Consider the following 24,655-nt stretch of genomic DNA (forward strand, 5'->3'; position numbering starts at 1 on the left):
TCATTTTATAAAAAGAATAAAAATGAAAAAGAAATTCATAGCTATTACTTGTTTAGCCGCATTGATAGCCGTAAGTCCGTCTTGTAAGAAAGACTTCTTAAATGAAAGCGACCCGAATGCTATAACGGTTGACGCCAGTTATAAATCACCTAATGATGTATTGTTAGCAGTAAATGGTATCTATCAATCCCTACGCAGCGGCAATAACGTTGGCGAAAGCAGCGATTTATGGACCGATCAGCGTTCGGATGATACAGGTACGCAGGATAACCAGTCAAACTCAGGTGAACCTTTCCAATTCGGTAATTTTTCTATACTGCCAAGTAACACTTATCTAAAAAGCCACTGGGTATCCTTATATACAACAGTTACCCGTGCCAATGTGGTATTATCACATATTGATAAGGTTACCTTCCCGGATAACAATGTGAAACTGCAATATGCAGCCGAAGCAAAATTTTTACGCGCATTTACCTATTTTGAATTGGTGCGTTTATGGGGCGATGTTCCGCTGGTAACTAAAGAACTATCTTCTGCCGACGTTGCTGCAGCAACTTTCCGCGAGAAACAGGCAGTTGTTTACCAGCAAATTGTTACCGATTTAACAGATGCGGTTAACAGCCCCTTACCGAATCTGCAAGCCCCAACCGGACGCACATCGAAGGCTGCTGCTAACTTTTTGTTAGGCCAGGTATACCTTACTATGGCGACTACCTTAGATGCGGCCAACCGTAACGCCAATTTAAAAAACGCAAAAACGGCGTTGATGGCGGCATACAATATGCGTGCTTTTGGCGACCTGAGCACGATCCCATATACGGATGTATTTGATGTATCCAAGAAAACAAGCTGTCCCGAGCTAATTTTTCAGATTGCCAATATACAGGGCGATCTGAACTTCAGCTCATCAATTGCGGCTAACTTCCAGGCTAAAGGTGAAACTGTCAACTCACAAAAAGTATCATCGGGCGCTGGTTATAACGTTACCCATGATTTGATCAACGACTACGAAACCGGCGATCCTCGTATGGCGTTTTCTGTCAAATTCGCTAATGATCCTATTGTAAAGGATTGGTTTGTTACCAAGTTCAGGGACGTGAGTAACGGTGCCGGTATTAACGGTTACGGCGGCAACGACTGGATCTTAATGCGCTACGCAGATGTTATTCTTTCGTTAGCCGAAGTAAACAACTATCTTGGTGACCCGGCTACCGCAATTAGCTTTTTAGATCAGGTGCGTAAGCGTGCAGGTATGCCTTCTTACGCCGTATCAATGGCTAACAGTGATTATGCAACAAAATATCCATCACTTAAGCTGGCCATTTTGCATGAGCGCCGGGTCGAATTAGCCTTTGAGCACCACCGCTGGTTTGATTTGTTGCGTACCTTTACTACAGAAGAATTAGTGTCCTATTTCCACGCCAAAAAACAAACCGATTTTGGCTTGGCCCAGGCGGCAAACTTTACTACTAAAGACAGGTATTATCCAATCCCTTTTGATGAGTACAAACTCGATCCTGTGAAAATGTATCAAAACCTGGGCTATTAATCCCGGCAAATAAATAAAAGGAGGGGCTAGGGTTCCTCCTTTTTAATTTAACTTAAACCACTTTTCATAAATAAGAATGAAACGTCATCAAATTATTACCAGTATAGCCATTGTATTGAGCACTGTCAATATAGCTGCTTCACAAAGCAAAGTATTAGTAACTGCACATCGCGGCGACTGGCGCAACGAACCGGAAAATTCATTACGGGCATTTAAATCTGCCGCGGCAATGGGGGTGGATATTGTGGAATTAGACCTTAAAAAAACTAAAGATGGCGTAATTGTAATTATGCATGATGGCACCATTGATCGAACCACCAATGGTAAAGGCAAACCTGCCGATTATACATTCGACGAGATCAGGAAGTTTGGATTAAAAATGGGATAGGCCGGGTAACCGGTAACGTGATCCCTACTTTAAAAGAAGTGATGCTGGCCCTTAATGGAACGGGCGTTAAAGTAAACCTGGACAAAAGTTACGATTATTACGAAGAGGCTTTTACCCTGCTCAAAGAAACCGGTACGCTTAAACAAGCTATTTTTAAGGCCGAGGTTACTTATGATCAGTTAAAGCAAAAATATCCAAAGCTGATAGACTGTATTATTTACATGCCGGTGGTAAATATTGACAGGCCCGAGGCTAAACAAATTATTGTTGATTATCTTAATAACATGAAGCCCTATGCTTTCGAGCTAAACTTCACAAAAGACACATCGGCCATATTAACGAACAATAAGTTTATTACTAAAACAGGTGCAAGGGTATGGCTTAACTCACTTTGGGCTTCGCTAGATGCAGGGCACGATGATGATACGGCTGTTGAGCAGGACAATAAAAAAGACAGTTGGGATTGGCTTATAGTACATGGTGCAACCATTATTCAAACGGATAGGCCGCAAGAAATGTTAAGATATCTTAGAAAGAGGGAAGTGCATAAATAACTGAAAATCGGCTTCGATATTACACTTCCTTCAATAAAGCCTATACAAAACTTTATTAGCAGTTTCTGCTCTGCTACCCAACACGGACAAAACAGCAACTACTTTAAGATAAATATAAAGCTATTGGAAAGACTGATCACTTGATTAGTAGTAATAATAGGGGCAACGATGGTAAGATTTCAATGACTTATGATAATTTTACTTTAAACATCGAATCCAACTCTCGTGGCGACATTAGTGGCGTACAGGTAAGCTATAACTTAAAAACTACTAAACAAATAGACGCTGATATAGCTAATTTAAAGATGGTGTACCGGGGAATAAAAATGACAGCAAATGAGACATAACAAAATCTTTCACTAAAAATTTAAGTGATAATTATCGGCTTGTATATTTTGCAGGCGCATCAACTTATAATGGGCAAGTTACAAACTGTAGTGTAACATACTATTTTCAGTAGAAGTACTTGATAATCTCATCTATTTTGCGATATTTTATATAATTAATCAAATCATTAACCGGTTGGTTGCTTGCAAAATTTGCAAGCGATTTGCAAACACATTGGTAGGACGAAAAAGTTAGGGGCAACAAAAAACCCCTTAGAAGTTATCTAAGAGGCTTTTGTTAAGTGGGAGTTACTGGGTTCGAACCAGTGACCCTCTGCTTGTAAGGCAGATGCTCTGAACCAGCTGAGCTAAACTCCCTTCGTTTTGGGATTGCAAATATAGGAATTACAGGCAATTCGTCAAAAAAATATTTTAAATTATTTACAATTAGTAGATATACAGCAATTTGCATTTTATTACATGGCAATATTACGGCTACCTCTGGGGTCTTCGGGTAGAATTTCCATCTCCGGGTACTCAACATAATCGGCGTACCATTGTATCGCGCCCACAACGTCAAGTGCATCATCGGCAGTAATATTAATGGTTTCGAACGCGTAAAGTTTATCGTTGGCATATCCAAATAATTGTATCTCGCTTTCGCTGGGGGTAAAACGATCTTCGGTGAGGCAATACACACGGATCTTTAAACCGGTATCACGCGAGTGTATCACATCCCTGCAAGGGTTGTTAGGGTCGGTAGCCAATAAATACACATTGTGATCCATACTACTTTTAACATTGATACTTATAATAAGTTTCCAATATTTTATTAAAGGAATGTTAATGCAAAACTGTAGAATCAAGAGATAAAGCTTCGGGGAATATAATTTCTACACTGTGAGAAGCCAATTCCACAACAAATTTTCGGCACAATTTTAAAAGCTTTGTTTTTAATCAAATAAGGCACTTTTGTACTTGGGCATCAGGTTTGTATATATCTTAGCAACCCTTCTCAAAGGGAGTTTTTCATAGGTAGATGTAGGGCCGAAATACTGCGAGAGTTTTTCGGCCTTTTTTCCCTGAAGAATCTTTCACACTCCAATTTGCTATAAACGACAGTTTCTAAAATCCGAGTTAAAACTTTGCCCGTAAATGGCTGTATTATAAGTTATATATAAACTACTAAACATCAACTTTATGAAACCAGAACTCAACCCATCAGCAGGCGAGGCAAATATGGCCAGAAGGTCGTTTTTGCGCTATGCGGGTGCAAGCGCAGCGGGTATAGCTCTTATCGGCTCTGCAGCATCATGTAAAAAAGACAGAATAATAGTAAACCCTACCAATGGCATCGACATCGGCTCGGGCGATATAGGTATATTAAACTATGCGTACGCACTTGAACAATTAGAGGCGGCCTTTTACTTACAGGTAATAGCAACACCTTACAGTGGTATCAGCTCAATGGAAACCAATTATCTTACAGACATTCGTGACCACGAGGTTTTACACCGCGATTTCTTTAAAGCCGCTATCGGCGCTAAAGCCATCCCAACATTAACCTTCGATTTTTCTACTATTAATTTTAGCAGCCGTGCTTCGGTATTGGGTGCAGCGAAATTATTAGAAGATACAGGCGTAAAAGCGTATGATGGTGCCGGTTATTTAATTAAAGACCCGGGTTACCTAACCATTGCCGGTAAAATTGTATCGGTAGAAGCAAGGCACGCTGCTTTGATATCTAACCTTATCACTCCGGGCAGCTTTGTAGGCGACGACCAGATAGATGCAGACGGATTAAACAAATCAAATACAATTGCCGAAGTACTGGCAGCTGCAAGCGGTTTCTTTAAAACCAAGGTAAGTGCAGTTAATTATAATTATACAGCTAAATAATCAGATATCATCATGAATTTATTTAACATAATAGACGAAATAGAAAAAGTTGATCCGGAAATACGCGATAGGTTAAACCCACGCCGTGCCGCTATCAAAAATATAACAAGCTTTGGTTCAAAAGTAGCTGTTGCTGCTATGCCATTCGCAATTGGTACCATGTTTAAAAGGGCATACGGCCAAACATCAACATCTGTTGTTGATGTTTTGAACTTTGCTTTAACATTAGAACACCTGGAAGCAGCGTTTTACAATGCAGGTGCTGCAAAATCAGGTTTGATCCCCGCTGCTGACAGCGCTTATCTAAACCTGATCAGGAGAGACGAAAACGCTCACGTTAAATTTTTACAAGGCGTTATCACATCTTTAAAAGGTACGCCGGTAAGCCCTGCTACTTATGATGTTACAGGTGGTAACAATAAAGGTACCGGCCCGTTCCCTGATGTACTTACAAACTACGCTACATTTTTAGCGGTTGCACAGGTACTTGAAGATACCGGTGTACGTGCTTACAAAGGCCAGGCGCCTAACCTAATTGGTAACCAGGCTATTTTGACCCCTGCATTATCTATCCACGCGGTAGAGGCACGCCACGCATCGGCTATCCGTAAATTACGCCACGATTTAGGCCAGGCGCCTAATATCAGGCCATACATAATTAGTTCAGCCTCTTTAGGTAATGATACCGGTATTGCTGCTGCTAATAACAACTATGCAGGCGAAGAAAACGTAACACAGGGTGGTGTAAACCTTGTTACTGCATTAAAGGTATCGCAAGCTGTTGCCAGCGCATCATTTGATGAACCATTAACTAAAGAGCAGGTTGTTGCATTAGTAGTTGGATCGTTTATAGTTACCAGCTAATTGATATTAATACTGATCTTATAATGAGGGGAGACCGGCGTAATGCTGGTCTCCCCTTTTTTTATTAATAGGCTGGGCAATCGGCTTTTCTTTACTGCTGCAGGTAGCCTTACTCATGTTGCTTGTTATTGCGGTTATATCTTTAATATTTAGCATCGTCCGCAGGCCTACGGCTGTATAAACCATCGGGAAATAATTTTAAGGCTGGGCTATGTCCCGGCCTTTTGTGTAAGCACCCGATCCTTAATGACAACTGGATCCAACCATAAAACGCCTTTCATCCTACAGTTACTTGGCCACCTGATAGAAAAGGGTTATGCCTATGTTTTAGCACGTACATCGGCTAACTCATCATCGCCCGAAGCATCAACATGGTTTAAAAGCCCATGCGCGAAAACCCAAGCTTAACAACTTTCCTGATGGGTTTAACACTTTTTACAAAATAACCCACGAACCTATGTAATTAGCCTGCGGTGTAGACGGGGTAAAATAGCTCTACAACAAAAAAGCACAGGCGTAATGTCTGTGCTTTTTGTTATAAGTGCCTTTAGTTACGAGCAGGCCTGCCGCCTGATGTTTCCCGAGGTTGCTGTTGTTGCCTTTGCTGCTCTTGTTGTTGGCGCTGCTGGCGTTGTTGTTCCTGTTGCTGCTGGCGTTGCTGCTCCTGTTGTTGGCGGGATTGCTCCTGCTGCTGTTTTTGTTGTTGCTGAGCCTGCTCCCGTGCCTGTTGTTGCTGTTGGGCCTGTTGCTGGCGCTGCTGTTCTTGCTGTTGACGGGCTTGTTGTTGTTGAACTTGCTGTTGTGCCTGTTGTTGTTGCTGGGCCTGTTGCTGGCGCTGCTGTTCTTGCTGTTGACGGGCTTGTTGTTGTTGCTCACGAGCTTGTTGTTGTTGAACTTGCTGTTGGCGCACCTGCTGCTGTTGGGTTTGTTGCTGGCGCACCTGCTCCTGTTGCTGGCGGGCCTGCTCGCGTTGTTGAGTTTGGGCATCATCAGTTACTGCAGGGCGGCTACCGCGGCTTGGGCGCTGGCCTTGCTGCTGTTGTTGCTTCTGCTGCTCGCCCGCTTGTTGCTGTTGCTGGCGTTGCTGCTCGGCGACTTGTTTTTGCTGATCAGTTTGTTGCTGCGTAGCTTGTTGTTGCTGCGTTTGTTGATCGCGCTGTTGCCTTTGCTGTTCGCGTGTTTGTTGTTGCTGCTGGCGAACTTGTTGTTGCTGTTGTTGTGCATCACCGGTTACAGCCGGGCGTGTACCGCGGCCCGGCCTTGCTCCGTTATTATTATTAGGATTATTAGTCCCCTGCGGCGATGTTGGGCGTGTTGTATTAGCAGGGTTGGTACGCGGCCTGCCATCAACATTAGCGTTGTTATTGTTAACCCTCACTACTTTCCCATCAGGGTTATTGGTCCTTGCTGCTTCGGCCAATTTGGATGCATTGGCCGGATTATAACGTGTACCACGACTACTGCTGCTGCCGCCAATACGTTGTGCAGGGTTTTGCTGCCTGTAGGCTGCTGCATCTACCACCCTTGCAGGGCGCGCATTTGCATTAGTCCTAACCCCCGGCCTGTACACACTAATATTATTATTATTAACCGTAGTGCGCGATGGCCTGCTCGTATTGGTTATATTATAAACCCTCACCGGCCTGCCACTGTAACGCTGTATATCCTCGCGCCTTGGGCTGTAATAGCTATGGTTATTATAAGTATAACGGTTACGCACCCAGTTAGTATTACGGATAATTACATTGACCCTGTTATGTGGCACATAGTAGTTATAAACGTTAGGGTAATTGATGTATGCATAAGGTGCAAACACCCAATAGTTATCGTTAATGGCATAATTGTTATCATCATAATAAGACCCATTGTCATAATTTACATTAGGTTCCATTGGTGCCCAGCCATAATAACCACCGCCATCTCTCCAGTTTACCCATGCCGGTGCCCATTCGCTTCCGGGCGACCACTCCCAGCCGTAGTAATTGTCAAAGTGCCACCTGCCATAATGGAAGGCTGCCCATCCCCACGGATAATCGGACACCCAGGTATTCCCGGCATCTGTCATAGCCCAATAACCGCGAGTAGCGTAAGGCTTAAAATCTTCTTCTACGTCCGGGATCCAAACGTTACCGTATTGCTGGTCGTAGATCCAGGTACCGTAAGGTTGCAGATCGTCATAAAATTGCTGGTCTGATATATATTCGCCCTCCTGCTGGGCCATAATTTTGCTTGGGGCGCAGGATGTGATCATGAACGCCAATACGGCTATGCCCAATATTTTATTTAAGGTTTTCATACTCGGAGATTTAATATAACTGGTATATTGTATTCGACTGGTTATTAATTGAAACGTTTAACCGGCTAATTGTTTTAAAAGCAATGTTATAAAACAAATCCATCATAACAGATATTTTATTCGACACGGGCCGTATCTCCATAAAAAATTAGATAATTTTGCCCTGTAATATTCAAACGTATGAGCACAGTAAACATCCCCTGCCTCGATCTTAATACCTATATAAACGGCAGTACCAAAGAGCGCAAAGCATTTTCTGACAGCATCGGAAAAGCGTTTAACGAAACCGGCTTTGTAACCATTACCAACCATGGCCTAAATAAAAACCTGATAGATGAACTGTATACCCAGGTAAAAGCCCTTTTTGCTTTACCCGAGGATGTTAAAATGAAATATGAGATTCCCGGCCTTGCAGGCCAGCGTGGCTATACCGGCAAAAACAAGGAAACTGCAAAAGGCTTTAAAGTGCCGGACCTTAAAGAGTTTTGGCAAATAGGCCAAACCGTTACCGATGGCGACCCTATAAAGGAACTTTATCCGGACAACATTAAGGTAACCGAAAAGCCTGAGTTTAATGCCACCACTTTAGAAGTTTATAAAAAACTGGAAGGGGCAGGCACATACCTGTTACGCGCCATCGCGGTTTATTTAGGGCTTGATGAAAATTACTTTGATGATAAGGTACACAACGGTAACTCGATATTACGTACCCTGCACTATTTCCCGATAGAAGACCCCGATGCATTACCCGATGACGCCGTACGTGCCGGTGCACACGAAGACATTAACCTGATTACCCTTTTAATTGGCGCCAGCGCCGACGGGCTTGAATTACTAACCCGCGACAATCAATGGTTCCCGGTTACTGCCTTTGGCGAAGACCTTGTGGTTAACGTAGGTGATATGCTGCAACGCTTAACTAACAACAAACTAAAATCTACTACGCACAGGGTGGTTAACCCACCGCGCGAGCAAATGAAGAACTCCCGTTTTTCGGTACCATTTTTCCTGCACCCAAAAACCGATATGGATCTTGCCAGCCTGCCCTCAACTATTGATGAACAGCACCCAAAACTATATACCGACATCACCGCCGGCGAATATCTTGACGAGCGATTACGAGAGATTGGTTTAAAAATGTAATAAAACTAAAAGGCCTCTTTGTATATATATACAAAGAGGCCTTTTAGGGTCTTTAAAGTCTATTTTGGATTATTTAGATCCTGGTTTTCGTCGTCTATATTACTAGCAGTTTCTTCACCGGCATTTGCTTTATCCTGAGCGCTTTGTTTCGCCGCACGGCTATCAAGTATCATCCCTGTAGCCATTCCGAATATCATTCCAAGTGCAAGCTTATGGAATACTATACCCACTATTATCCCAATAGCGAGGAACAAGAGAAAATTATTTTTATTTTTCATTGCGATATTTAGTCGACGCTAACGGTAAGGCCTTCTTGCTGTAATATTTTCCGGTAGATCTCCATTTCGGTGAATGAACCTTCCAATACCGCGCATTTGCCTTCGTTATGCACCTTCCAGGCAATTTTTTCGCCTTGGGTTTCGGTATAATCAAGATATTTCATCATGCAGTGGATAACGTGTTCAAAGCTGTTATGATCGTCATTCCACAATATAAGGCGGTGCATTTCTTTTAATCCCGCTAATATTTCCTCTAAGGTGAGGGTCTCTTCCTGTACTTCGGTTGGCATATGTATTAGCAAATTTACTCAAAAACAGTAATAAATGTGTTATAATGATGTTTATCGTTTCATAAAAAATTCATTCAACACACTTATCCTTAATAAATCACAAAAATGAAACGAAGCGCCTCCCTGCTTCTACTACTGGAAATTGCTTTGCAACAGCCAATGCACAATCAAAAGAAAGCCAGAAACTTCTACCGCCACCACCACATATCGCCGTCGACGGTAAACCTAACTACTGAGGCGACAGCCTGCATTACATAACGACGAAAACCTAAGCTATACCTTATCTAACGATAAAGAAACATATGTGCCCGCATCAGTTAAGTCAAAATGAAAATTCAAAATTCAAAATAGGAGATCTTAATTATCGAAAGTCAAAAATTCGCAATGCGACTTTTTGACTTTCGCCTTTTGACTCTACTCCACCTTATACCTTATTACCTGTCTGCCAATGTTGCCTTCGCTATCTATACCTTCAATAACAACACGGTAATTCCCTTTACCGGCGTTAAAGTATTCTACCGATGACTTACCACCGCCGGTAACAATATTGGGTTTCCAGTAGATGGTGCTACGCAGATCGGCCAGGGTTTGGCGGTTCTTTACATCATATTTTGGCGAATAAAATGCGCGTGCACGGTAAAGGCCCTTTGGCGCATAAGGCGTTATGCCGCGGCTAAACGTTTGCGGGTAGTCAACAGGCTCATCGCCACGTTTTGTAGTGATGAGGATAACCCCGTTGCTTGCTCCCATGCCATATACCGCGTAGGTACCAGGATTGCGCAGCACTTCTATAGATTGTACATCATTAGCGTTAATTGTGTTAATAGCATTATCCGAAGTACGCAACCCATCTATCACCACCAGCATTCTGCCACCACCCCGGGTAGTATAAGGAATGCCATTGCGGAATATCACACCCAACAAGCGCCCCTGCAGGCAATCTGCCAGTTGGGGGCAGCCCATATTAAAAAAGTCTTTAGCTAAGAATACCTGATCGGCATTGCCGGGGCCATTTAAGTTGGATGAATGTTTAAGGGCATTGCGTTTCGCGCGGATCTGCACCTCGCGCAGGCTGATTACGTGGTTACCCAGGCCGTACTTCATTTGCTCGTAAAACATGGTGCGGCTATTTTGCCCGTAAACCGCAAGGAAACTACTCGTGTTCAACTTAAAATTGGCGATATTTTTATAGTCGGATGCCGTCGGCACGGGGATGCTATCCATCGTGATCACTACATCACGTTTATTTTTGGCGTTACGCGCCTGAATCAAAAACTTAACGCTATCGGCAAATATAATATCATCAAAAGCGAAGCGACCGTTTTGGTCGGTAAGTGTATCTACCTGTAGCAGGCCATCCCCATAATTTATCAGCTCCACCTTGCCACCAACAACCGGGCTGCCCGACGGTGTGGTTACCCTGCCGGATATGGTAAAATAGCTTTGACTCGGATAACGATGGGCAGGTTGATTATCATTTAGCACATCGTTCCACTCATACCGGTGATATCCCTGGGTAAGCATCAGTATGTCGAGGTCGTCTCTGGTTTTATCGTTTACATTATTAAAATAATAGGCCGATTGCTCGATGTACCCATTGATATCCGACGTAAGCAGCAGGTTAGCTAAAATATTATTCTCGTTATTTTCATCAACCGGCACTTTGGTCTCATCCGTCACAGCTATTGAAAAGCTGCCTATTGCGGGTTTACCTTCGTTATCCTTTGCATCTATATTTAAGGTAACCTTTTTCCTTGCTAAATAAGTTTGATTCTCGGGCGTTACAGCCAGGTTCAATCTATCATCCGGATTATCAATGAACGCAAGCCGTTCATTAAGAGGTGTACCCGACGAAGAGAACAGCGTAAACCGCGCTATTCCCGACGGGAACTTATTTTTGGCTATTGTTGCCGAAAATACCGTATTACCCGTTTTACTTTGAGCCGCAAAATATACTTTGCCATTACTTTGACCGATCAAGCTAAACAAAGCGGCATTTTGTTTTGTAGTAGTAACTACCACTTTTAAATTATCAGACCCGGAGGGGGTAACATTGAGGACAAATCCATCATTGCTGGCAACCGGTAAATTCAACGTACCTTTTGAGCCATCGGCATAAATAATATTGGCTTTGTAGGCATCGCCCGCTTGCGGTGTGAAATTAAACATGCCCATGCCCAAGTGGCCGGTGCTTAGTTCGGCAACCGGCTTGCCTTTGCTATTGGTGACATTGCCTTTTATATCGACGCCCAAACCATCTGTACCAATTGCCTTGAAGGCAACCCTTGTGTCGACTCCGTTTACGAGGGTACCTCCTTCCGGGAAAAATTGAACATCGGCGTGGCCTGCCATTGCCCTAACGGGGATGCTTTTGTAAATCATGCCACCTTGCCCTGTTCCGCTTATGCCGGTAACTATCCTGCCCGATCTTAGCAACGCTACATTATCGCCCGGAAAACTAATATGCAGGTTACCATTAGCATCAGTTACACCCTTACCCTTTGCCATAACCGACTTATCGAGCATCAACGAATAATTCACGCTATTGCCGGAATAAGCCGCGCCATTGGCATCAGTATAATTTATATCGGCGCTGGTAATATTTTGTCCGTTTTCGATGGTATTGTTAAACGTGGTTTTTGTAAATACTTTATTGGTGATGACATTGGTAATACTGATAGTCTTATCAAAGAAATAAGCGCTGCCCGCATTCATCATGTATTGTGTATAGGCACGGATGCGGTAGTTGCCCTCGTGCAAAGTATCAGGCAGGGCTAAATCGCCGTAGGCAAGGCCATTGTGTAGTTGAAGTTTTATGTTTTGTTTGATAGCGTCCTGCTCGTCTATCAATTCCACATTCAAGATCCCGCTATCGGGTTGCAGGCGGTGCTGCGGGCCGGTAATAACGTATGCCTTTAACCAGATATCATCTCCGGCGGCGTAATAAGGCTTATCAAATTGAAGGTGTACTTTTTCTGTGGGATGGGTTGTGGTCCGCTTATCCAGCTGGCGCTGCACTGTAGCAATAATATCATCATCGGCACTAAAACTATAAGTGCCAACAACACCAATGGCCAATAACAGGCCGGCTATAAAACGTTTGTAAGCCATACATTTACAGGTAGATCAAAATATAAACAATACTACCTGATAATTGTGACTGCCTGTAGTATTAAAATTTATTCTTCCACATCATGCTCTCCACAGGGCGGGTGGTAGGGTTGTTATATTTGGCGTTACTTTTGGTATTGTACAAGGTTTCTATCTCGCCCTCTACCACAAAATATATCAACTGACCTATAGGCATCCCGGCGTAAATTTTAACCGGCTGAGCGCATGAAATTTCCAGCGTCCAGGTGTTACAAAAGCCTACATCACCTTTACCGGCAGTAGCGTGGATATCGATTCCCAAACGCCCGGTGCTGGATTTCCCTTCCAAAAAAGGGACGTGCTTGTGGGTTTCGGTGTACTCAACCGTTACGCCCAGGTATAGCGTATTGGGTTGCAGTACAAAGCCCTCTTTCGGGATCTCGAAACTTATGATCTCATTATGTAGTTTGGCATCCAATACACGGTCTTTATAAGTGGCTAAATGCTTACTCAAATGCACATCGTAAGAGTTTGTACCCAGGCATTCGGGTTTAAACGGCTCGATAATAATACTGCCTTTTTCTATCTCTTCGAGGATGCGCTTGTCTGATAAGATCATATAAAATTTACTGGGCTTAAAATTACTGCTTATTGGCTTAACTGCCAACAGGTTTTACACATCTGTTGGTATTAAAAACAAAGCCGCATCATACAATTGTACAATGCGGCAAATTGCACCGCCGTTTGGCAGTGCGCACTTACACTAATCCTACCCCGGGTTTTAAAGCGTTTTTTGTACGCTTATTTTTTTTGCCGCATACTTTTCGGCAAGGCGCTGTTTCATACAACCTTCTGTTATGGCTACGGCCACTAAAATAGCGACAGCAAAGTATATCCTCTTCATTTTGTGTTAATTGCGATGTTAAATATTTAGTGTTTATATGACGTACGTTTGCCTGCATTAGTTACAAACCCGAATAACCAACGCTAATTATTATATTTAGCTGATACAAATTGGTTACCTTTTTTGCAATTTTACCATTCATGGCTATAGCGTACCGACAACAGATTGATGATGATACAGAGTTTGCGCTTTGGCGGATAGAAGAAACCGCCGACGAACTGTACAAACAACTGCAGTTGGACGAGACTGAGAAAGCCTACACCAAAAAATTAAGCAAAAACAAACGCTACCTGCATTGGCTGGGCACCCGCGTGCTGCTGCGTAAAATGCTGGGTACAGATGAGTACATTGATGCCAAGGTTGACAGCCATGGCAAGCCTTACCTGGTGAGCCTGCCTTACCACATCTCGCTTAGTCATTCGTTTGATTATGCCGCGGTGATGATCAGCAAAACCCGCCCCGTAGGTATAGATATTGAGCAGATTAAAGAAAAGGTAGAGCGTATTGCCCATAAGTTTTTGCCGCCTCATGAACTGGCCTTTATACATGACCACCAAAAGATCCAGCAGCTTTATGTATGCTGGTGTGCTAAGGAGGCTGTTTACAAATGCTACGGGCAAAAAGAGGTATCGTTTGCAGATAACATATCTTTGCAGCCCTTTACGTTTCAGCACCACGATGTACTGCAGGCAAAGCTGCACAAGGGCGAAATTGATATTGATTACGAGGTTGGCTACATGCAGTACGAAGATTACATGATAGGATACGTGAAGGGATAATGAAAGTATGCGGATGTGCAGATGCATTGGCATTCTTTAAATTTTATAATGCAGAACAAAAAAATAATATTTCAAGATTGGGGCTTAACGGATTACCAGGTTGCCTGGGACCGACAAGAAAAACTTTTCGGCGAAACCGTTAAGCTAAAAACCGAGATCCGCAACCGCACATTAGCTGTGGCTAACGAAGACGATAAGCCCGATGATACACTCACGCCCAACTACCTTGTTTTTTGCGAACACCCGCACGTCTACACCCTTGGCAAAAGCGGCAAGGCTGAGCATTTACTGTTAGATGAGCAGGGCCTTAAAGATAAAAATGCCGTTTACTATCCTATCAATCGCGGTGGCGATATTACTTACCATGGCCCCGGCCAGCTTGTAAGCTACCCCATTTTAGACCTCGATAATTTTTTTACCGATATCCACCTTTATCTGCGCACGCTGGAAGAGGCCATCATCCTTACCCTTGCCGATTATGGCTTAACCGCCGGCCGTTACCCCGGCTATACCGGCGTTTGGTTTGATGCAGATAACGAGCGTGCCCGTAAAATTTGCGCTATGGGTGTGCGCTGTAGCCGCTGGGTTACCATGCATGGGCTGGCCTTTAATGTAAATCCCGATCTTGATTACTTTAAGAACATCGTCCCTTGCGGGATTGATGACAAGGCGGTAACCTCTATGGAGGCAGAACTTGGCCGCAAGGTTGATATGAATGAAGTAAAAGAAATCCTTAAACATCATATTTCCGTACTTTTTGGTATGGAGATGATAAAATGAGGGTACTAACCACACTAGTCCTGATCGGAACTTTTGCGGCCTGCACAAAAGCTACTATGCCCACGCAAGCGGCTGCCCAAAAACCAAATAAAAATATGCCTGCAACCGATACTTTAACTTACCTGGCACTTGGCGATTCGTACACCATTGGCGAGGCTGTGCCTTTAGACAAATCTTTCCCGTACCAACTGGCAGCAAACTTAAAGGCAAGCAACCATGTAGTAACCAACCCCGATGTTATTGCCGTTACCGGGTGGACAACCGGCGACCTTAAACAAGGCATTATGCAACGCGGCATTACTAAGCACGACTACAACCTTGTTACCCTGCTTATCGGCGTGAATAACCAGTTCCGTGGGTATAGCCGGGAAGATTACCGGAAAGAGTTTATCGAACTTTTAACGGGCGCCATCAACTACGCGGGCGGCAATAAAAAACATATTTTTGTACTTTCTATCCCCGACTGGGGCGTTACGCCATTTGCTAAAAACGGCGGTTATGATGCCCAAAAGGTAGGTGCAGAAATTGATCAGTTCAACGCCATAAACAAACAGGAAACCGAAAAATTAGGCGTTACTTATTTAGACATCACCCCGGCATCCCGAAGGGCAAGCTACGAAAATACGTTGATAGCTAACGATGGACTGCACCCATCACCGAGTATGTACAGCCTTTGGGTAGCCCAGTTATTACCAGTGGTAAATGCACAGTTAGCTGCCAAATAACCCCGAATAACTGTCACGTTTACCATTATGTCCCATTTATTATATTTACAATGCGAGACATTTTGCAATATGCTAACAATCAGCGCTTTGCGATTTTAATTTACATGAAATTTTGTGGATAAAATTTTTAAATAAGCCGCCTAAAACACTGTATTATAAATAGATATAATTTTTTGAGCGGGTGTCCCACTCGTTTCTGAATGGGACAGAATGGGACACCCCTTAATTTGACCCGTCCTGAATAAGTTTACACTTTTGCTGGTTATACTGGTGGCGATTACAATTGCCCTATCCGTTCAAAACCGAGCTTGCCATGGCGAAGAGTTTTTCTTATCTTCACTATAACCATTTATCACATTTATGAGAAAACTCATCGCCACGCTCACTATTATTGCTTTTATATTTTGCGGCTGTAAAAAAGATCGTCCAGAAGATACGGCAATCACCATAAACGCGTTGACGGGCCGGTGGCAGGTAGTTCCCATTTCAAATACTTATTATGGCAACAATGATCAGGCACAGGTACAGCCCCTTGATGTAAGCAAGCATTACGAATACGAACTCTCGGCAGATGGGAAGGTTACGGAGTATTATATTGAAGGAAATTACACCTCTACCGGGCAGTTTAGCCTGAGCAAAGAGGTTGGTCAAGATTATTTAACTATAGGTATTTCGGGGCACTCAGGTGATCTGTACATGGGCAAAGCGGAGATAAAACGAATTGATAATAACACTTATCAGCTTTCATTCACTTCTTTCTTTGTTGGGAAAACGATATTTGTGGAACAGTTAAAAAGAAAGTAATGTATCTAAGGCGCTACCGCAAGTGTCCCGCTCGGGATCACCTGTCTCTCACAAACCTTAACGAAGCCAATAACGGGTATGGGTTACCCGATTCACCCTTAAAACGCCCACCAAGTTTTTATTCAAATTGTATAGAAATGTCTCCCAAGTTGCATGACGTTTAACACTCGGGCAAACTAATAGGAATATTGATCGCCAGCCCCCCGTCTGAGGTTTCTTTGTATTTTGAGTTCATATCCTGGGCGGTTTGCCACATGGTGCGCACTACTGCATCAAGGCTTACTTTGGCTTTATCGGGGTTGCTTTGCAGGGCAAGCTGGGTTGCGGTAATGGCTTTTATGGCGCCCATGGTGTTACGTTCTATACAAGGCACTTGCACCAAGCCACCAATAGGGTCGCAGGTAAGGCCGAGGTGATGTTCCATGGCAATCTCTGCCGCCATTAAAACCTGGCGCTGGCTGCCGCCCAAACACTCGGTAAGGGCTGCTGCTGCCATGGCAGATGATACGCCAATTTCGGCTTGGCAACCACCCATCGCGGCAGATATGGTAGCGCCCTTTTTAAAGATGCTGCCTATCTCTGATGCCGTGAACAAAAACTGTGTTATCTTTTCATCATCAAAGCCATCACAAAAACTGATGTAATATTGCAGTACTGCAGGGATAACACCTGCTGCACCATTAGTGGGTGCGGTTACTACACGGCCAAACGATGCGTTCTCTTCGTTTACGGCAAGCGCGAAGCAGCTCACCCAGTCCAATATATTTTGGAAACCGTTACCTGTTTGGCGCATAGCCTGCACCCATTCGTTGTAGTTGCTGTAGGTATGGCCTTTTAACAAGCGTTTATTTAATGCTGACGCACGGCGGGCAACATTAAGGCCGCCCGGCAGGTTACCCGGGGTATGGCAACCGCGGTACATACACTCTTGCATCACTTTAAAAATGTTCAACACACTATCACGGGTGTCTTTTTCGGTACGCCAGGCAAGCTCATTCTCTAAAACCACCTCAGATATTTTAAGGCCTGTTTTACGGCACCAATGCAGTAAGTCGCCGGCGGTGTCTATCGGGAAGGGCAGGTCTACTTCTGTTTTATGGGTGGTTTGTTCGCCCTCTTTCACCACGAAGCCACCACCTATTGAATAGAATGTGGCAGATACCGCGGTTTCGTTACTTAAAAGCGCCTGGAAGGTTACCGCGTTGGGGTGAAATGGCAGGCTCTCGGCAAACAAAAAAAGCAGGTCATCGTCGGTAAAAAAACTGATCTCTTTTTCGCCGCCTAATTGTAGTTTATGTATTTTGTTGATACCGGCAATTTTGCTATCAATCTTGTCAACTTCAAATGTTACAGGGTCGTCTCCGCTAAGGCCAAGCATTATGGCAATATCGGTACCGTGGCCGCGGCCTGTTTTGGCAAGCGAACCATAGAGCAAAATCTTCACCTGCACCACAAGCGGCAGGGCATCTTTATGTTTCAATAGCTCAACAAACTGTTGCGCGGCACGCCAGGGGCCAAGCGTATGCGAGCTTGACGGGCCAATGCCTATCTTAAACATATCGAATACAGAAATTTGCTCGCGTTGTTGCATCAAATATTAGTTGAATTTTGATGTAAAAATAGTCATTTAGTGATAGAGAATAGTGATTGGCAAGCAGAGATTAGTTTATGACTTATTAGAGGCTAATATCTAACACCCACCTTAAATCGCTACTTATGACATCCCAGGGAATTTGATCCCCGCTGCTTTAATATCATTGATTATTTTTTCCTGCAATACCATTTTAGCACCCAGGAAGTGAGCCGGGTCTACCCATACCCGTACGGTAAAACGCATGCCGTCGGCCTCTAAAAGCAGCACACCCACTTTAACGGCAGGTTCCCCCATTATATTGGGTACTTCTTTTATAGCCGCAGTTAAAATGCCTTTCACCTGTTCGATATCGGCGCCATAGTTCAGTTTGAAATCGATATCGAGCCTGCGTTTGCCCTGGCGGCCAATATTGGTTATTACCTCGTTAAAAAGCTTCCCGTTGGGGATGATAACTGTTTTATTATCTGCCGTAAGTATTTCCGTATAAAACAACTGTATAGACTGTACGCGGCCATCCTGGCCTTGCGCTAATATATGGTCATCAATTTCAAAGGGTTTTAATAACAGGATAAGCACCCCGCCGGCAAAGTTTTGCAACGTTCCGGATAACGCTAAACCCGCCGCCACACCCAATGCGCCAATTACAGTACTAATAAATCCAAGCTGGAAACCAATGATATTAAATACGCTGATGATAAGTATGACGTATAAAGCGGTGATAGAAAGGCTAAGAAAAAATGGTTGTAATGAAGAGTGAACTTCGCGTTTGCTCATCCGCCTGGTAAGGCGCGATTTAATAAATGCAATTGCCCAAAGGCCAACCAAAAAAAGGAATATCCCGAAGAGGTATCTTGGCCCGTTAGCCACCAACCAAACATGTAATTGATGATAAAAATCTTTTAGCTCCATAGATAGGGGCCAAAATTAAGAATTTTTCTTAACTGTACAGGGTTACAAACAGCTCGGGGCCTTTAAACAGAAACCACTCAACAATGTGGCTGTGTATATGCTTCCGTTTTTTAACTATTTGTTTCATACCAGCATATATTCAAATGCTGTGCCTAACAGGCCGGATATTTATTATGTTACACAAAAATAACACAATATGCCATTTCGGGGCAAAACCAATTAGCCGCCCGGTATAAAAACGGCTAAACTGTACATAATGAGCTGATAAAACAAAACCCCTTGTCTGAAAAAACAGACAAGGGGTTTGATATTATATACTTGGCTTTTAGCCGGGATGATTACATCATGCCGCCCATGCCGCCGCCGCCCATTGGTGGCATGCCACCTTTGTCATCATCAGGCTCATCTGCCAACACACACTCGGTGGTTAACAACATAGCCGCGATAGATGCTGCGTTCTCTAATGCTACACGGCCTACTTTAGTAGGGTCGATAACACCTGCGCCAATTAAGTTTTCGTATTTATCGGTACGTGCATTGTAACCAAAGTCGGCAGTGCCTTCTTTAACTTTTTGCACAACGATAGAACCTTCGATACCCGCGTTTTCGCAGATCTGGCGAAGTGGCTCTTCGATAGCACGACGGATGATCTGGATACCGGTGTTCTCATCTTCGTTAGCACCTTTAAGATCTGTTAAAGCAGCAACCGCGCGGATAAAGGCAACGCCACCACCTGCAACAATACCTTCTTCTACAGCCGCGCGGGTTGCATGTAAAGCATCGTCAACACGGTCTTTTTTCTCTTTCATCTCAACTTCTGATGCAGCACCAATGTACAATACAGCAACACCGCCAGATAATTTAGCTAAACGCTCCTGTAATTTTTCTTTATCGTAATCAGAAGTAGTAGTTTCGATTTGCGCGCGAATCTCGCCAACACGTGCTTTGATCAAATCTGCATCACCGGCACCATTAACTAAAATAGTGTTGTCTTTATCGATGGTGATCTTTTCTGCTTGGCCTAACATATCCAGGTCTGCGCTTTCTAACTTGTAACCCCGTTCTTCAGATATTACGGTACCACCTGTTAACACAGCGATATCCTCTAACATTGCTTTACGGCGGTCGCCAAAGCCCGGTGCTTTAACAGCAGCAACTTTTAACGAACCACGGATCTTGTTAACTACCAAAGTAGCTAATGCTTCGCCATCAAGGTCTTCAGCAATAATTAATAATGGTTTACCTGTTTGTACTTGTTTCTCCAGGATAGGAAGTAATTCCTTCATCGAAGAGATTTTTTTATCGTAGATCAAAATGTAAGGGTTTTCTAATTCCACTTCCATTTTATCAGAGTTGGTAACAAAGTACGGAGAAAGGTAACCACGGTCAAACTGCATACCTTCTACTGTTTTAACTTCAGTTTCGGTACCTTTTGCTTCTTCAACAGTAATAACACCCGATGTACCAACTTTAGCCATCGCTTCAGCTATCAGCGAACCAATAACCTCATCGTTATTAGCAGAGATAGACGCTACCTGTTTGATTTTGTTATTATCCTCGCCTACGGTTTGTGATTGCGTTTTCAAGTTTGCAACAACTGCCGCAACCGCTTTATCAATACCGCGTTTCAAATCCATTGGGTTTGCACCCGCTGCAACGTTTTTAATACCCGCAGTAACAATAGCCTGTGCTAAAACGGTAGCAGTAGTAGTACCATCACCTGCTATATCAGCAGTTTTTGATGCAACTTCTTTAACCATCTGCGCGCCCATGTTTTCGATAGGATCTTTCAGCTCAATTTCTTTAGCTACGGTTACTCCATCTTTGGTAACAGCCGGTGAACCAAATTTTTTGTCGATAATTACGTGACGACCTTTTGGGCCTAATGTAACTTTAACCGCGTTAGCCAAAATATCAACACCACGCTTTAAAGCGTCACGTGCCTCAACATTATATTTAACTTGTTTTGCCATGATTTTAATTATTGATTTATCGAGTTAATGATTTAAAGCATCGCCCCAATAATCTATGTGTTTTTTGATTTTAAGTTTCGTTTGTTTATTACTGAAAGAATAATTCACTCCTTCACTAAATCACTAATTATTAAAGAACCGCGTAAATGTCAGATTCGCGCATGATCAGGTATTCTTTACCGTCTACGTTGATTTCGGTACCTGCGTATTTTCCGTATAAAACAGAATCGCCAACTTTAATGCTCATAGGTATAAGTGCGCCAGAAACATCAGCATACTTACCCGGGCCTACAGAAACGATGGTTCCTTTTTGTGGTTTTTCCTGGGCTGTTTCAGGAATGTAAATACCAGAAGCGGTTTTGGTTTCAGCAGCAGCAGCTTCTACAACCACTCTATCCGCAAGGGGTTTAATGTTTAATGACATAGTAATACTATTTTGATTTTATAATTTTAAGTTTCGCTTAGCTTTTCACATCAATTATGCCAAGCAGCCATTATTTTTTGCATTGGCATATTTACTGTTCAATTGTCACCTTTTAAGCAAGGTTACAACCTATTGATATAACCAATTACCGCCTATGTGTCAACGTGTCAGTTAACCCCATTTCAGCAAAAAAGGCTTTGGAGTATAGTCCAAAGCCTTTAAAATATTCTTATAACCTTATTACTTTTTAGGTTGGGCAGCAGGTGCAGGTGTAACTGCAGGCTGGCTTAACGGTACAGTAACAGGGGCAGTTGTACCTTTTGGTTTAGAGTCGTTTTTTATCTGCTCCAATAAAGCCGGGTCGCTGCTTTTTTGCGAACTATCTTTAACCGAAACGTTGATCATCAACGATAAAACCATAATACTGATAGCCAGCACCCAAGTTCCCTTTTCTAAAAAATCGCCGGTTTTTTGTACGCCCATTAGTTGTGACGTACCTGAAAAATTTGAAGCTAAACCGCCGCCTTTAGGGTTTTGGATTAATACGATCAGGCCTAAAAGGACACATAAAATGATCGTGATGATGATTAAAACTAAATACATTTCTTATTATATCAATTGGTTTTATTTTCTAACTGTTCAATCTGGGCTGCAAAGTAAAGCTTTTTTTCCGGAAACTTCAATATCAATTTTTTATAAGTAGCTATCGCTTTATGATATAGCATCTGGTCGCAGTAGATACGGGCCAGGGTTTCGGTTACAAAATCATTAAGGTCTTCTGAGCTTTTTTTGGCTTTATTCTCATTATCCAGCCTGTCTGCCGACAGGGGCTTTATCTGCGGCTCGGTATGGATAAAGCGCTCTATAATAATGTCCTCTTTTTTTGCGGGGTCAAACTCAACCTTGCCGGGCTCGTTACCACGCTCTACACCGCTTACCGATGTATGGCTAAAAATATTCGCGTAATACTGCTGTTGCAACTCATTGCCTGAAACATTTCTTCCAAGGTTCGCTGTTTCTTGCGAGGCCTGTTTAGCATCTGCCTGCTGCCCTTCAACATTCGCGTAAGGCTGGAAACTGCCGGCATGTTCCTTACGGGTTTTGTTAAGCCACCACATAAAGGAGTACGGCATTGTATCATCGTCGTAGCGCGATACCTGCTGCTCGGTATGCCCTGCCAGTTGGGCCATTGGTTGTTGTTGCGGCTCTGGTATTGCTATGGCTTGTGGCGCTTCTTTAACGGGTGCGCTGTTATTTGTAACACCGCGCAACTCATCAAGCTTTTTATCGAATGTCAGGTAATCAGCACCTATGGCGCTACCCATTATCAGGCGCTCTTCCTGTTCCTGGATGTGCTTATTTCCATCCTGCAATGGCTCAACAACCGGCTGCGGCTGGTGAAACAACACTGCTGATGCCTCTTCTTCTTCGGGGCCGCTATCTATGTGCGGTTCGCTAAACCTTGCTTCAGCAACAGGTTCGGCAGGCGTTTCAGCAGTTCTATGCTCAAAGCCAATATCTTCGATGCCTACAATTTCGTCGTAAACCTCATCTTCAATATCCTGTTTAGGTTGCTCAACTACCGGTTCGGGTGCAGTTGTATTTTGTGCCCCCGGCTTAGGGAAACGCGCGTTAAACCTTGGTGCCTCGTATTGTGGGATATGCGGCGGAGTCGGCTCAACAGGTTGTTCGGCTACGGCTTCAGTTTGTTCAACAGCCTGTGGTTCTTCAACTACAAGTTCGGGTTCAGCATGCTCCACAACCTTTTCATGTTCATTGTTTTCTACTAAAGCGGCAACTTCTTCCCGGGTGTCCAAAACAGGGGTTTCGGCCGGTTCTTTAAACGGCTCTTCCTCAATATTATCTGCTGCTACAGCAGGCGTTTCTACCTCGATTTGTTCGTAGTTATCAACCGGTACCTGCGCAACTTCTTCGGTTACTTCGGGCTCATCAATAACTTGTATAGGGGCTTCCTCTTGTGCTTCAATAACTTGTAAGGGCTCGCTTAGGGGTTCATCAGCAACAATTACTTCTTGTTGGTCTGCTGTGTTGTATCCGTTATTAAAAGCATCCGTATCATCAAGTAGTACGGGTTCGATTATCGGTTCGTCGGCAACAATGCCTTCCTGTTGTGCTGGGGTATCGTATGTATTGTTGTAGAACGCACCGGCATCAATAGGTTTTGCCTGGGCGTTGCCAACATTAAAAAACTTTTGGGCCGTAGTGTAAAAATCTCCTGTTGAATGAATGATGCTTGCATCATTAACCACCGCAAGGTCCTCGGGACGATAAACTATTTTGTGGAGGGTACGCGGATTAGAATAAACTGTTGCTTTGCTTAGTTGCGTTTTATCGCCTGCACGGGCAAGCAGCACCTGCAACAACCCACTCTGCGGGTTATCCTGAACCAAACGCTCCAGGCTTTGGATATATGACGATCCATTATCGGCCGGGTTGGCCAACAAGTCCCATAAAATTTCTTTCTGCCTGCTATCTACGTATCCGCTCACGTTTTATTAAACTTTAATGCCTACCAATTGGCAAAGGCCTTGTTAAAAATATCGTCGGTTAACTGTTTAACTATTTCCGGTATCAAAGTCTGTTCCTGCGATGCGCTATCGCCGGTGAATTCTTTATATTTTGTGAACGATTCATCAAAACTAAGAATTTTATCAGGATCGCTCGTCCTTTTACCATCCTTATAAAGATATTTTATATATTTTACCTGAACCGTTATTGTTAAACGGCTGGCACCGGCAATTGGCGCGGTGTTACTATTAGTTGCCTGTATAGATACCGGCGCAATACTGTAGCCTGTAATAGCCCCGCTCATAACAGCGTCAGCTTCGCTACGTGTTATGCTAATGCTTGTTTCTGAACGTGTACGGCTTTTTAACGCCTCGGTAAATGTTTGGCTTAGGGTTGGCACCACCAATTGCGCATTATTCTCAAAAAATTGAATATCGATAGTTTTCAGGTCGGCCGGGATAGATTTGCCATTAAGCGACAACTTATAAGCGCATGAGTTAAATAACATCACAACTGTGCCCAATACCAATATATTTAAAAATAGCCTTTTCTTCATG

26 protein-coding genes and 1 tRNA gene are annotated in these 24,655 nt (G+C 43.5%); 12 read left to right on the forward strand and 15 right to left on the reverse strand.

Going from position 1 to position 24,655, the window contains the following annotated elements; all coding sequences use genetic code 11:
• The first annotated feature begins 22 nt into the window (after positions 1-22).
• The 3 genes from ACVW0P_RS02050 to ACVW0P_RS02060 all read left to right on the forward strand — a co-directional run bounded on the left by ACVW0P_RS02050 (position 23) and on the right by ACVW0P_RS02060 (position 2,491).
• Positions 23-1,549: a RagB/SusD family nutrient uptake outer membrane protein gene (locus ACVW0P_RS02050; protein WP_457130605.1), complete on the forward strand. Its 1,527-nt coding sequence runs from the start codon at positions 23-25 to the stop codon at positions 1,547-1,549.
• A 76-nt stretch (positions 1,550-1,625) separates the two neighbouring features.
• The gene (locus tag ACVW0P_RS02055; protein WP_457130606.1) at positions 1,626-1,937 is read left to right on the forward strand and encodes a glycerophosphodiester phosphodiesterase family protein; all 312 of its coding nucleotides are present in this window, start codon (positions 1,626-1,628) and stop codon (positions 1,935-1,937) included.
• Between the two features lie 17 nt (positions 1,938-1,954).
• Positions 1,955-2,491 carry a DUF4996 domain-containing protein gene (locus ACVW0P_RS02060; protein WP_457130607.1) on the forward strand — a complete coding sequence of 179 codons (537 nt, stop codon included), beginning with the start codon at positions 1,955-1,957 and terminating at the stop codon, positions 2,489-2,491.
• Positions 2,492-3,120: 629 nt separating this feature from the next.
• Here ACVW0P_RS02060 and ACVW0P_RS02065 read toward each other — a convergent pair.
• A tRNA-Val gene (locus tag ACVW0P_RS02065) sits at positions 3,121-3,195 on the reverse strand.
• Positions 3,196-3,293: 98 nt separating this feature from the next.
• On the reverse strand, positions 3,294-3,605 hold the full coding sequence (locus ACVW0P_RS02070) for a hypothetical protein (protein WP_354427770.1): 312 nt from the start codon (positions 3,603-3,605) through the stop codon (positions 3,294-3,296).
• 412 nt (positions 3,606-4,017) lie between these two features.
• Between ACVW0P_RS02070 and ACVW0P_RS02075 the strand changes: the two genes are divergently transcribed.
• From ACVW0P_RS02075 to ACVW0P_RS02085, 3 genes are all read left to right on the forward strand, one after another.
• The gene (locus tag ACVW0P_RS02075; protein WP_354427768.1) at positions 4,018-4,716 is read left to right on the forward strand and encodes a ferritin-like domain-containing protein; all 699 of its coding nucleotides are present in this window, start codon (positions 4,018-4,020) and stop codon (positions 4,714-4,716) included.
• Between the two features lie 12 nt (positions 4,717-4,728).
• Positions 4,729-5,580, forward strand: coding sequence for a ferritin-like domain-containing protein (locus tag ACVW0P_RS02080; RefSeq protein ID WP_457130608.1), 852 nt, complete (start codon positions 4,729-4,731; stop codon positions 5,578-5,580).
• A 246-nt stretch (positions 5,581-5,826) separates the two neighbouring features.
• Positions 5,827-5,988: a hypothetical protein gene (locus ACVW0P_RS02085; RefSeq protein WP_457130609.1), complete on the forward strand. Its 162-nt coding sequence runs from the start codon at positions 5,827-5,829 to the stop codon at positions 5,986-5,988.
• 139 nt (positions 5,989-6,127) lie between these two features.
• Here ACVW0P_RS02085 and ACVW0P_RS02090 read toward each other — a convergent pair whose 3' ends face one another.
• Entirely contained in the window at positions 6,128-7,876 is a 1,749-nt protein-coding gene (locus tag ACVW0P_RS02090; RefSeq protein WP_457130610.1) for a DUF6600 domain-containing protein, read from the reverse strand.
• Between the two features lie 180 nt (positions 7,877-8,056).
• On the opposite strand from ACVW0P_RS02090, the gene ACVW0P_RS02095 reads away from it, so the two are divergent.
• Positions 8,057-9,019, forward strand: a complete 963-nt coding sequence (locus ACVW0P_RS02095) for an isopenicillin N synthase family dioxygenase (RefSeq protein ID WP_457130611.1) — start codon at positions 8,057-8,059, stop codon at positions 9,017-9,019.
• Positions 9,020-9,078: 59 nt separating this feature from the next.
• On the opposite strand, the gene ACVW0P_RS02100 is transcribed toward ACVW0P_RS02095, so the two are convergent.
• Together ACVW0P_RS02100 and ACVW0P_RS02105 are read right to left on the reverse strand one after the other, a co-directional pair.
• Positions 9,079-9,297 (reverse strand): hypothetical protein, encoded by a 219-nt coding sequence (locus ACVW0P_RS02100; protein WP_457130612.1) that lies wholly within the window; start codon positions 9,295-9,297, stop codon positions 9,079-9,081.
• 8 nt (positions 9,298-9,305) lie between these two features.
• Complete coding sequence (locus tag ACVW0P_RS02105; protein ID WP_354427759.1) at positions 9,306-9,587, reverse strand: ATP-dependent Clp protease adaptor ClpS; 282 nt, start codon at positions 9,585-9,587, stop codon at positions 9,306-9,308.
• Positions 9,588-9,692: 105 nt separating this feature from the next.
• Between ACVW0P_RS02105 and ACVW0P_RS02110 the strand changes: the two genes are divergently transcribed.
• Positions 9,693-9,845 (forward strand): hypothetical protein, encoded by a 153-nt coding sequence (locus ACVW0P_RS02110; RefSeq protein ID WP_457130613.1) that lies wholly within the window; start codon positions 9,693-9,695, stop codon positions 9,843-9,845.
• 156 nt (positions 9,846-10,001) lie between these two features.
• Here ACVW0P_RS02110 and ACVW0P_RS02115 read toward each other — a convergent pair whose 3' ends face one another.
• The 3 genes from ACVW0P_RS02115 to ACVW0P_RS02125 form a co-directional block, all read right to left on the reverse strand.
• Positions 10,002-12,698, reverse strand: coding sequence for a TonB-dependent receptor plug domain-containing protein (locus ACVW0P_RS02115; RefSeq protein WP_457130614.1), 2,697 nt, complete (start codon positions 12,696-12,698; stop codon positions 10,002-10,004).
• A gap of 61 nt (positions 12,699-12,759) precedes the next feature.
• Positions 12,760-13,296 carry a dCTP deaminase gene (gene dcd / locus ACVW0P_RS02120; RefSeq protein ID WP_457130615.1) on the reverse strand — a complete coding sequence of 179 codons (537 nt, stop codon included), beginning with the start codon at positions 13,294-13,296 and terminating at the stop codon, positions 12,760-12,762.
• 162 nt (positions 13,297-13,458) lie between these two features.
• On the reverse strand, positions 13,459-13,581 hold the full coding sequence (locus ACVW0P_RS02125; protein WP_457130616.1) for a hypothetical protein: 123 nt from the start codon (positions 13,579-13,581) through the stop codon (positions 13,459-13,461).
• A 140-nt stretch (positions 13,582-13,721) separates the two neighbouring features.
• Between ACVW0P_RS02125 and ACVW0P_RS02130 the strand changes: the two genes are divergently transcribed.
• The 4 genes from ACVW0P_RS02130 (at position 13,722) to ACVW0P_RS02145 (ending at position 16,669) form a co-directional block, all read left to right on the forward strand.
• A complete protein-coding gene (locus tag ACVW0P_RS02130) occupies positions 13,722-14,360 on the forward strand; it encodes a 4'-phosphopantetheinyl transferase family protein (protein ID WP_457130617.1) in 639 nt (212 codons plus the stop codon).
• A 48-nt stretch (positions 14,361-14,408) separates the two neighbouring features.
• Positions 14,409-15,140, forward strand: a complete 732-nt coding sequence (lipB, locus tag ACVW0P_RS02135; protein WP_457130618.1) for a lipoyl(octanoyl) transferase LipB — start codon at positions 14,409-14,411, stop codon at positions 15,138-15,140.
• A 56-nt stretch (positions 15,141-15,196) separates the two neighbouring features.
• Positions 15,197-15,865 carry an SGNH/GDSL hydrolase family protein gene (locus tag ACVW0P_RS02140; protein ID WP_457130619.1) on the forward strand — a complete coding sequence of 223 codons (669 nt, stop codon included), beginning with the start codon at positions 15,197-15,199 and terminating at the stop codon, positions 15,863-15,865.
• Positions 15,866-16,225: 360 nt separating this feature from the next.
• The gene (locus ACVW0P_RS02145; protein WP_457130620.1) at positions 16,226-16,669 is read left to right on the forward strand and encodes a lipocalin-like domain-containing protein; all 444 of its coding nucleotides are present in this window, start codon (positions 16,226-16,228) and stop codon (positions 16,667-16,669) included.
• Between the two features lie 160 nt (positions 16,670-16,829).
• Here the strand turns inward: ACVW0P_RS02145 and ACVW0P_RS02150 are convergent, their stop codons facing one another.
• The 7 genes from ACVW0P_RS02150 to ACVW0P_RS02180 all read right to left on the reverse strand — a co-directional run bounded on the left by ACVW0P_RS02150 (position 16,830) and on the right by ACVW0P_RS02180 (position 24,654).
• A complete protein-coding gene (locus tag ACVW0P_RS02150; RefSeq protein WP_457130621.1) occupies positions 16,830-18,260 on the reverse strand; it encodes an L-serine ammonia-lyase in 1,431 nt (476 codons plus the stop codon).
• A 123-nt stretch (positions 18,261-18,383) separates the two neighbouring features.
• Positions 18,384-19,172, reverse strand: a complete 789-nt coding sequence (locus tag ACVW0P_RS02155; RefSeq protein ID WP_457130622.1) for a mechanosensitive ion channel family protein — start codon at positions 19,170-19,172, stop codon at positions 18,384-18,386.
• Between the two features lie 338 nt (positions 19,173-19,510).
• The gene (gene groL / locus ACVW0P_RS02160) at positions 19,511-21,145 is read right to left on the reverse strand and encodes a chaperonin GroEL (protein WP_457130623.1); all 1,635 of its coding nucleotides are present in this window, start codon (positions 21,143-21,145) and stop codon (positions 19,511-19,513) included.
• Between the two features lie 130 nt (positions 21,146-21,275).
• Positions 21,276-21,569, reverse strand: coding sequence for a co-chaperone GroES (locus ACVW0P_RS02165; RefSeq protein ID WP_354427738.1), 294 nt, complete (start codon positions 21,567-21,569; stop codon positions 21,276-21,278).
• 240 nt (positions 21,570-21,809) lie between these two features.
• Positions 21,810-22,172 (reverse strand): preprotein translocase subunit SecG, encoded by a 363-nt coding sequence (gene secG, locus ACVW0P_RS02170; RefSeq protein ID WP_354427737.1) that lies wholly within the window; start codon positions 22,170-22,172, stop codon positions 21,810-21,812.
• Between the two features lie 11 nt (positions 22,173-22,183).
• Entirely contained in the window at positions 22,184-24,079 is a 1,896-nt protein-coding gene (locus tag ACVW0P_RS02175; protein ID WP_457130624.1) for a hypothetical protein, read from the reverse strand.
• 20 nt (positions 24,080-24,099) lie between these two features.
• Positions 24,100-24,654, reverse strand: a complete 555-nt coding sequence (locus ACVW0P_RS02180; RefSeq protein WP_354427734.1) for an LptE family protein — start codon at positions 24,652-24,654, stop codon at positions 24,100-24,102.
• Position 24,655 lies beyond the last annotated feature (1 nt).

Source organism: Mucilaginibacter sp. UYNi724, from assembly GCF_054057495.1.

Excerpts from the sequence above, each read along its gene's own strand:
- ACVW0P_RS02050 (WP_457130605.1), top strand. The coding sequence starts at position 23 with ATGAAAAAGAAATTCATAGCTATTACTTGTTTAGCCGCATTGATAGCC.
- ACVW0P_RS02055 (WP_457130606.1), top strand. The coding sequence starts at position 1,626 with ATGAAACGTCATCAAATTATTACCAGTATAGCCATTGTATTGAGCACT.
- ACVW0P_RS02070 (WP_354427770.1), bottom strand. The coding sequence starts at position 3,605 with ATGGATCACAATGTGTATTTATTGGCTACCGACCCTAACAACCCTTGC.
- ACVW0P_RS02075 (WP_354427768.1), top strand. The coding sequence starts at position 4,018 with ATGAAACCAGAACTCAACCCATCAGCAGGCGAGGCAAATATGGCCAGA.
- ACVW0P_RS02080 (WP_457130608.1), top strand. The coding sequence starts at position 4,729 with ATGAATTTATTTAACATAATAGACGAAATAGAAAAAGTTGATCCGGAA.
- ACVW0P_RS02085 (WP_457130609.1), top strand. The coding sequence starts at position 5,827 with ATGACAACTGGATCCAACCATAAAACGCCTTTCATCCTACAGTTACTT.
- ACVW0P_RS02090 (WP_457130610.1), bottom strand. The coding sequence starts at position 7,876 with ATGAAAACCTTAAATAAAATATTGGGCATAGCCGTATTGGCGTTCATG.
- ACVW0P_RS02095 (WP_457130611.1), top strand. The coding sequence starts at position 8,057 with ATGAGCACAGTAAACATCCCCTGCCTCGATCTTAATACCTATATAAAC.
- ACVW0P_RS02100 (WP_457130612.1), bottom strand. The coding sequence starts at position 9,297 with ATGAAAAATAAAAATAATTTTCTCTTGTTCCTCGCTATTGGGATAATA.
- ACVW0P_RS02105 (WP_354427759.1), bottom strand. The coding sequence starts at position 9,587 with ATGCCAACCGAAGTACAGGAAGAGACCCTCACCTTAGAGGAAATATTA.
- ACVW0P_RS02110 (WP_457130613.1), top strand. The coding sequence starts at position 9,693 with ATGAAACGAAGCGCCTCCCTGCTTCTACTACTGGAAATTGCTTTGCAA.
- ACVW0P_RS02115 (WP_457130614.1), bottom strand. The coding sequence starts at position 12,698 with ATGGCTTACAAACGTTTTATAGCCGGCCTGTTATTGGCCATTGGTGTT.
- dcd (WP_457130615.1), bottom strand. The coding sequence starts at position 13,296 with ATGATCTTATCAGACAAGCGCATCCTCGAAGAGATAGAAAAAGGCAGT.
- ACVW0P_RS02125 (WP_457130616.1), bottom strand. The coding sequence starts at position 13,581 with ATGAAGAGGATATACTTTGCTGTCGCTATTTTAGTGGCCGTAGCCATA.
- ACVW0P_RS02130 (WP_457130617.1), top strand. The coding sequence starts at position 13,722 with ATGGCTATAGCGTACCGACAACAGATTGATGATGATACAGAGTTTGCG.
- lipB (WP_457130618.1), top strand. The coding sequence starts at position 14,409 with ATGCAGAACAAAAAAATAATATTTCAAGATTGGGGCTTAACGGATTAC.
- ACVW0P_RS02140 (WP_457130619.1), top strand. The coding sequence starts at position 15,197 with ATGCCCACGCAAGCGGCTGCCCAAAAACCAAATAAAAATATGCCTGCA.
- ACVW0P_RS02145 (WP_457130620.1), top strand. The coding sequence starts at position 16,226 with ATGAGAAAACTCATCGCCACGCTCACTATTATTGCTTTTATATTTTGC.
- ACVW0P_RS02150 (WP_457130621.1), bottom strand. The coding sequence starts at position 18,260 with ATGCAACAACGCGAGCAAATTTCTGTATTCGATATGTTTAAGATAGGC.
- ACVW0P_RS02155 (WP_457130622.1), bottom strand. The coding sequence starts at position 19,172 with ATGGAGCTAAAAGATTTTTATCATCAATTACATGTTTGGTTGGTGGCT.
- groL (WP_457130623.1), bottom strand. The coding sequence starts at position 21,145 with ATGGCAAAACAAGTTAAATATAATGTTGAGGCACGTGACGCTTTAAAG.
- ACVW0P_RS02165 (WP_354427738.1), bottom strand. The coding sequence starts at position 21,569 with ATGTCATTAAACATTAAACCCCTTGCGGATAGAGTGGTTGTAGAAGCT.
- secG (WP_354427737.1), bottom strand. The coding sequence starts at position 22,172 with ATGTATTTAGTTTTAATCATCATCACGATCATTTTATGTGTCCTTTTA.
- ACVW0P_RS02180 (WP_354427734.1), bottom strand. The coding sequence starts at position 24,654 with ATGAAGAAAAGGCTATTTTTAAATATATTGGTATTGGGCACAGTTGTG.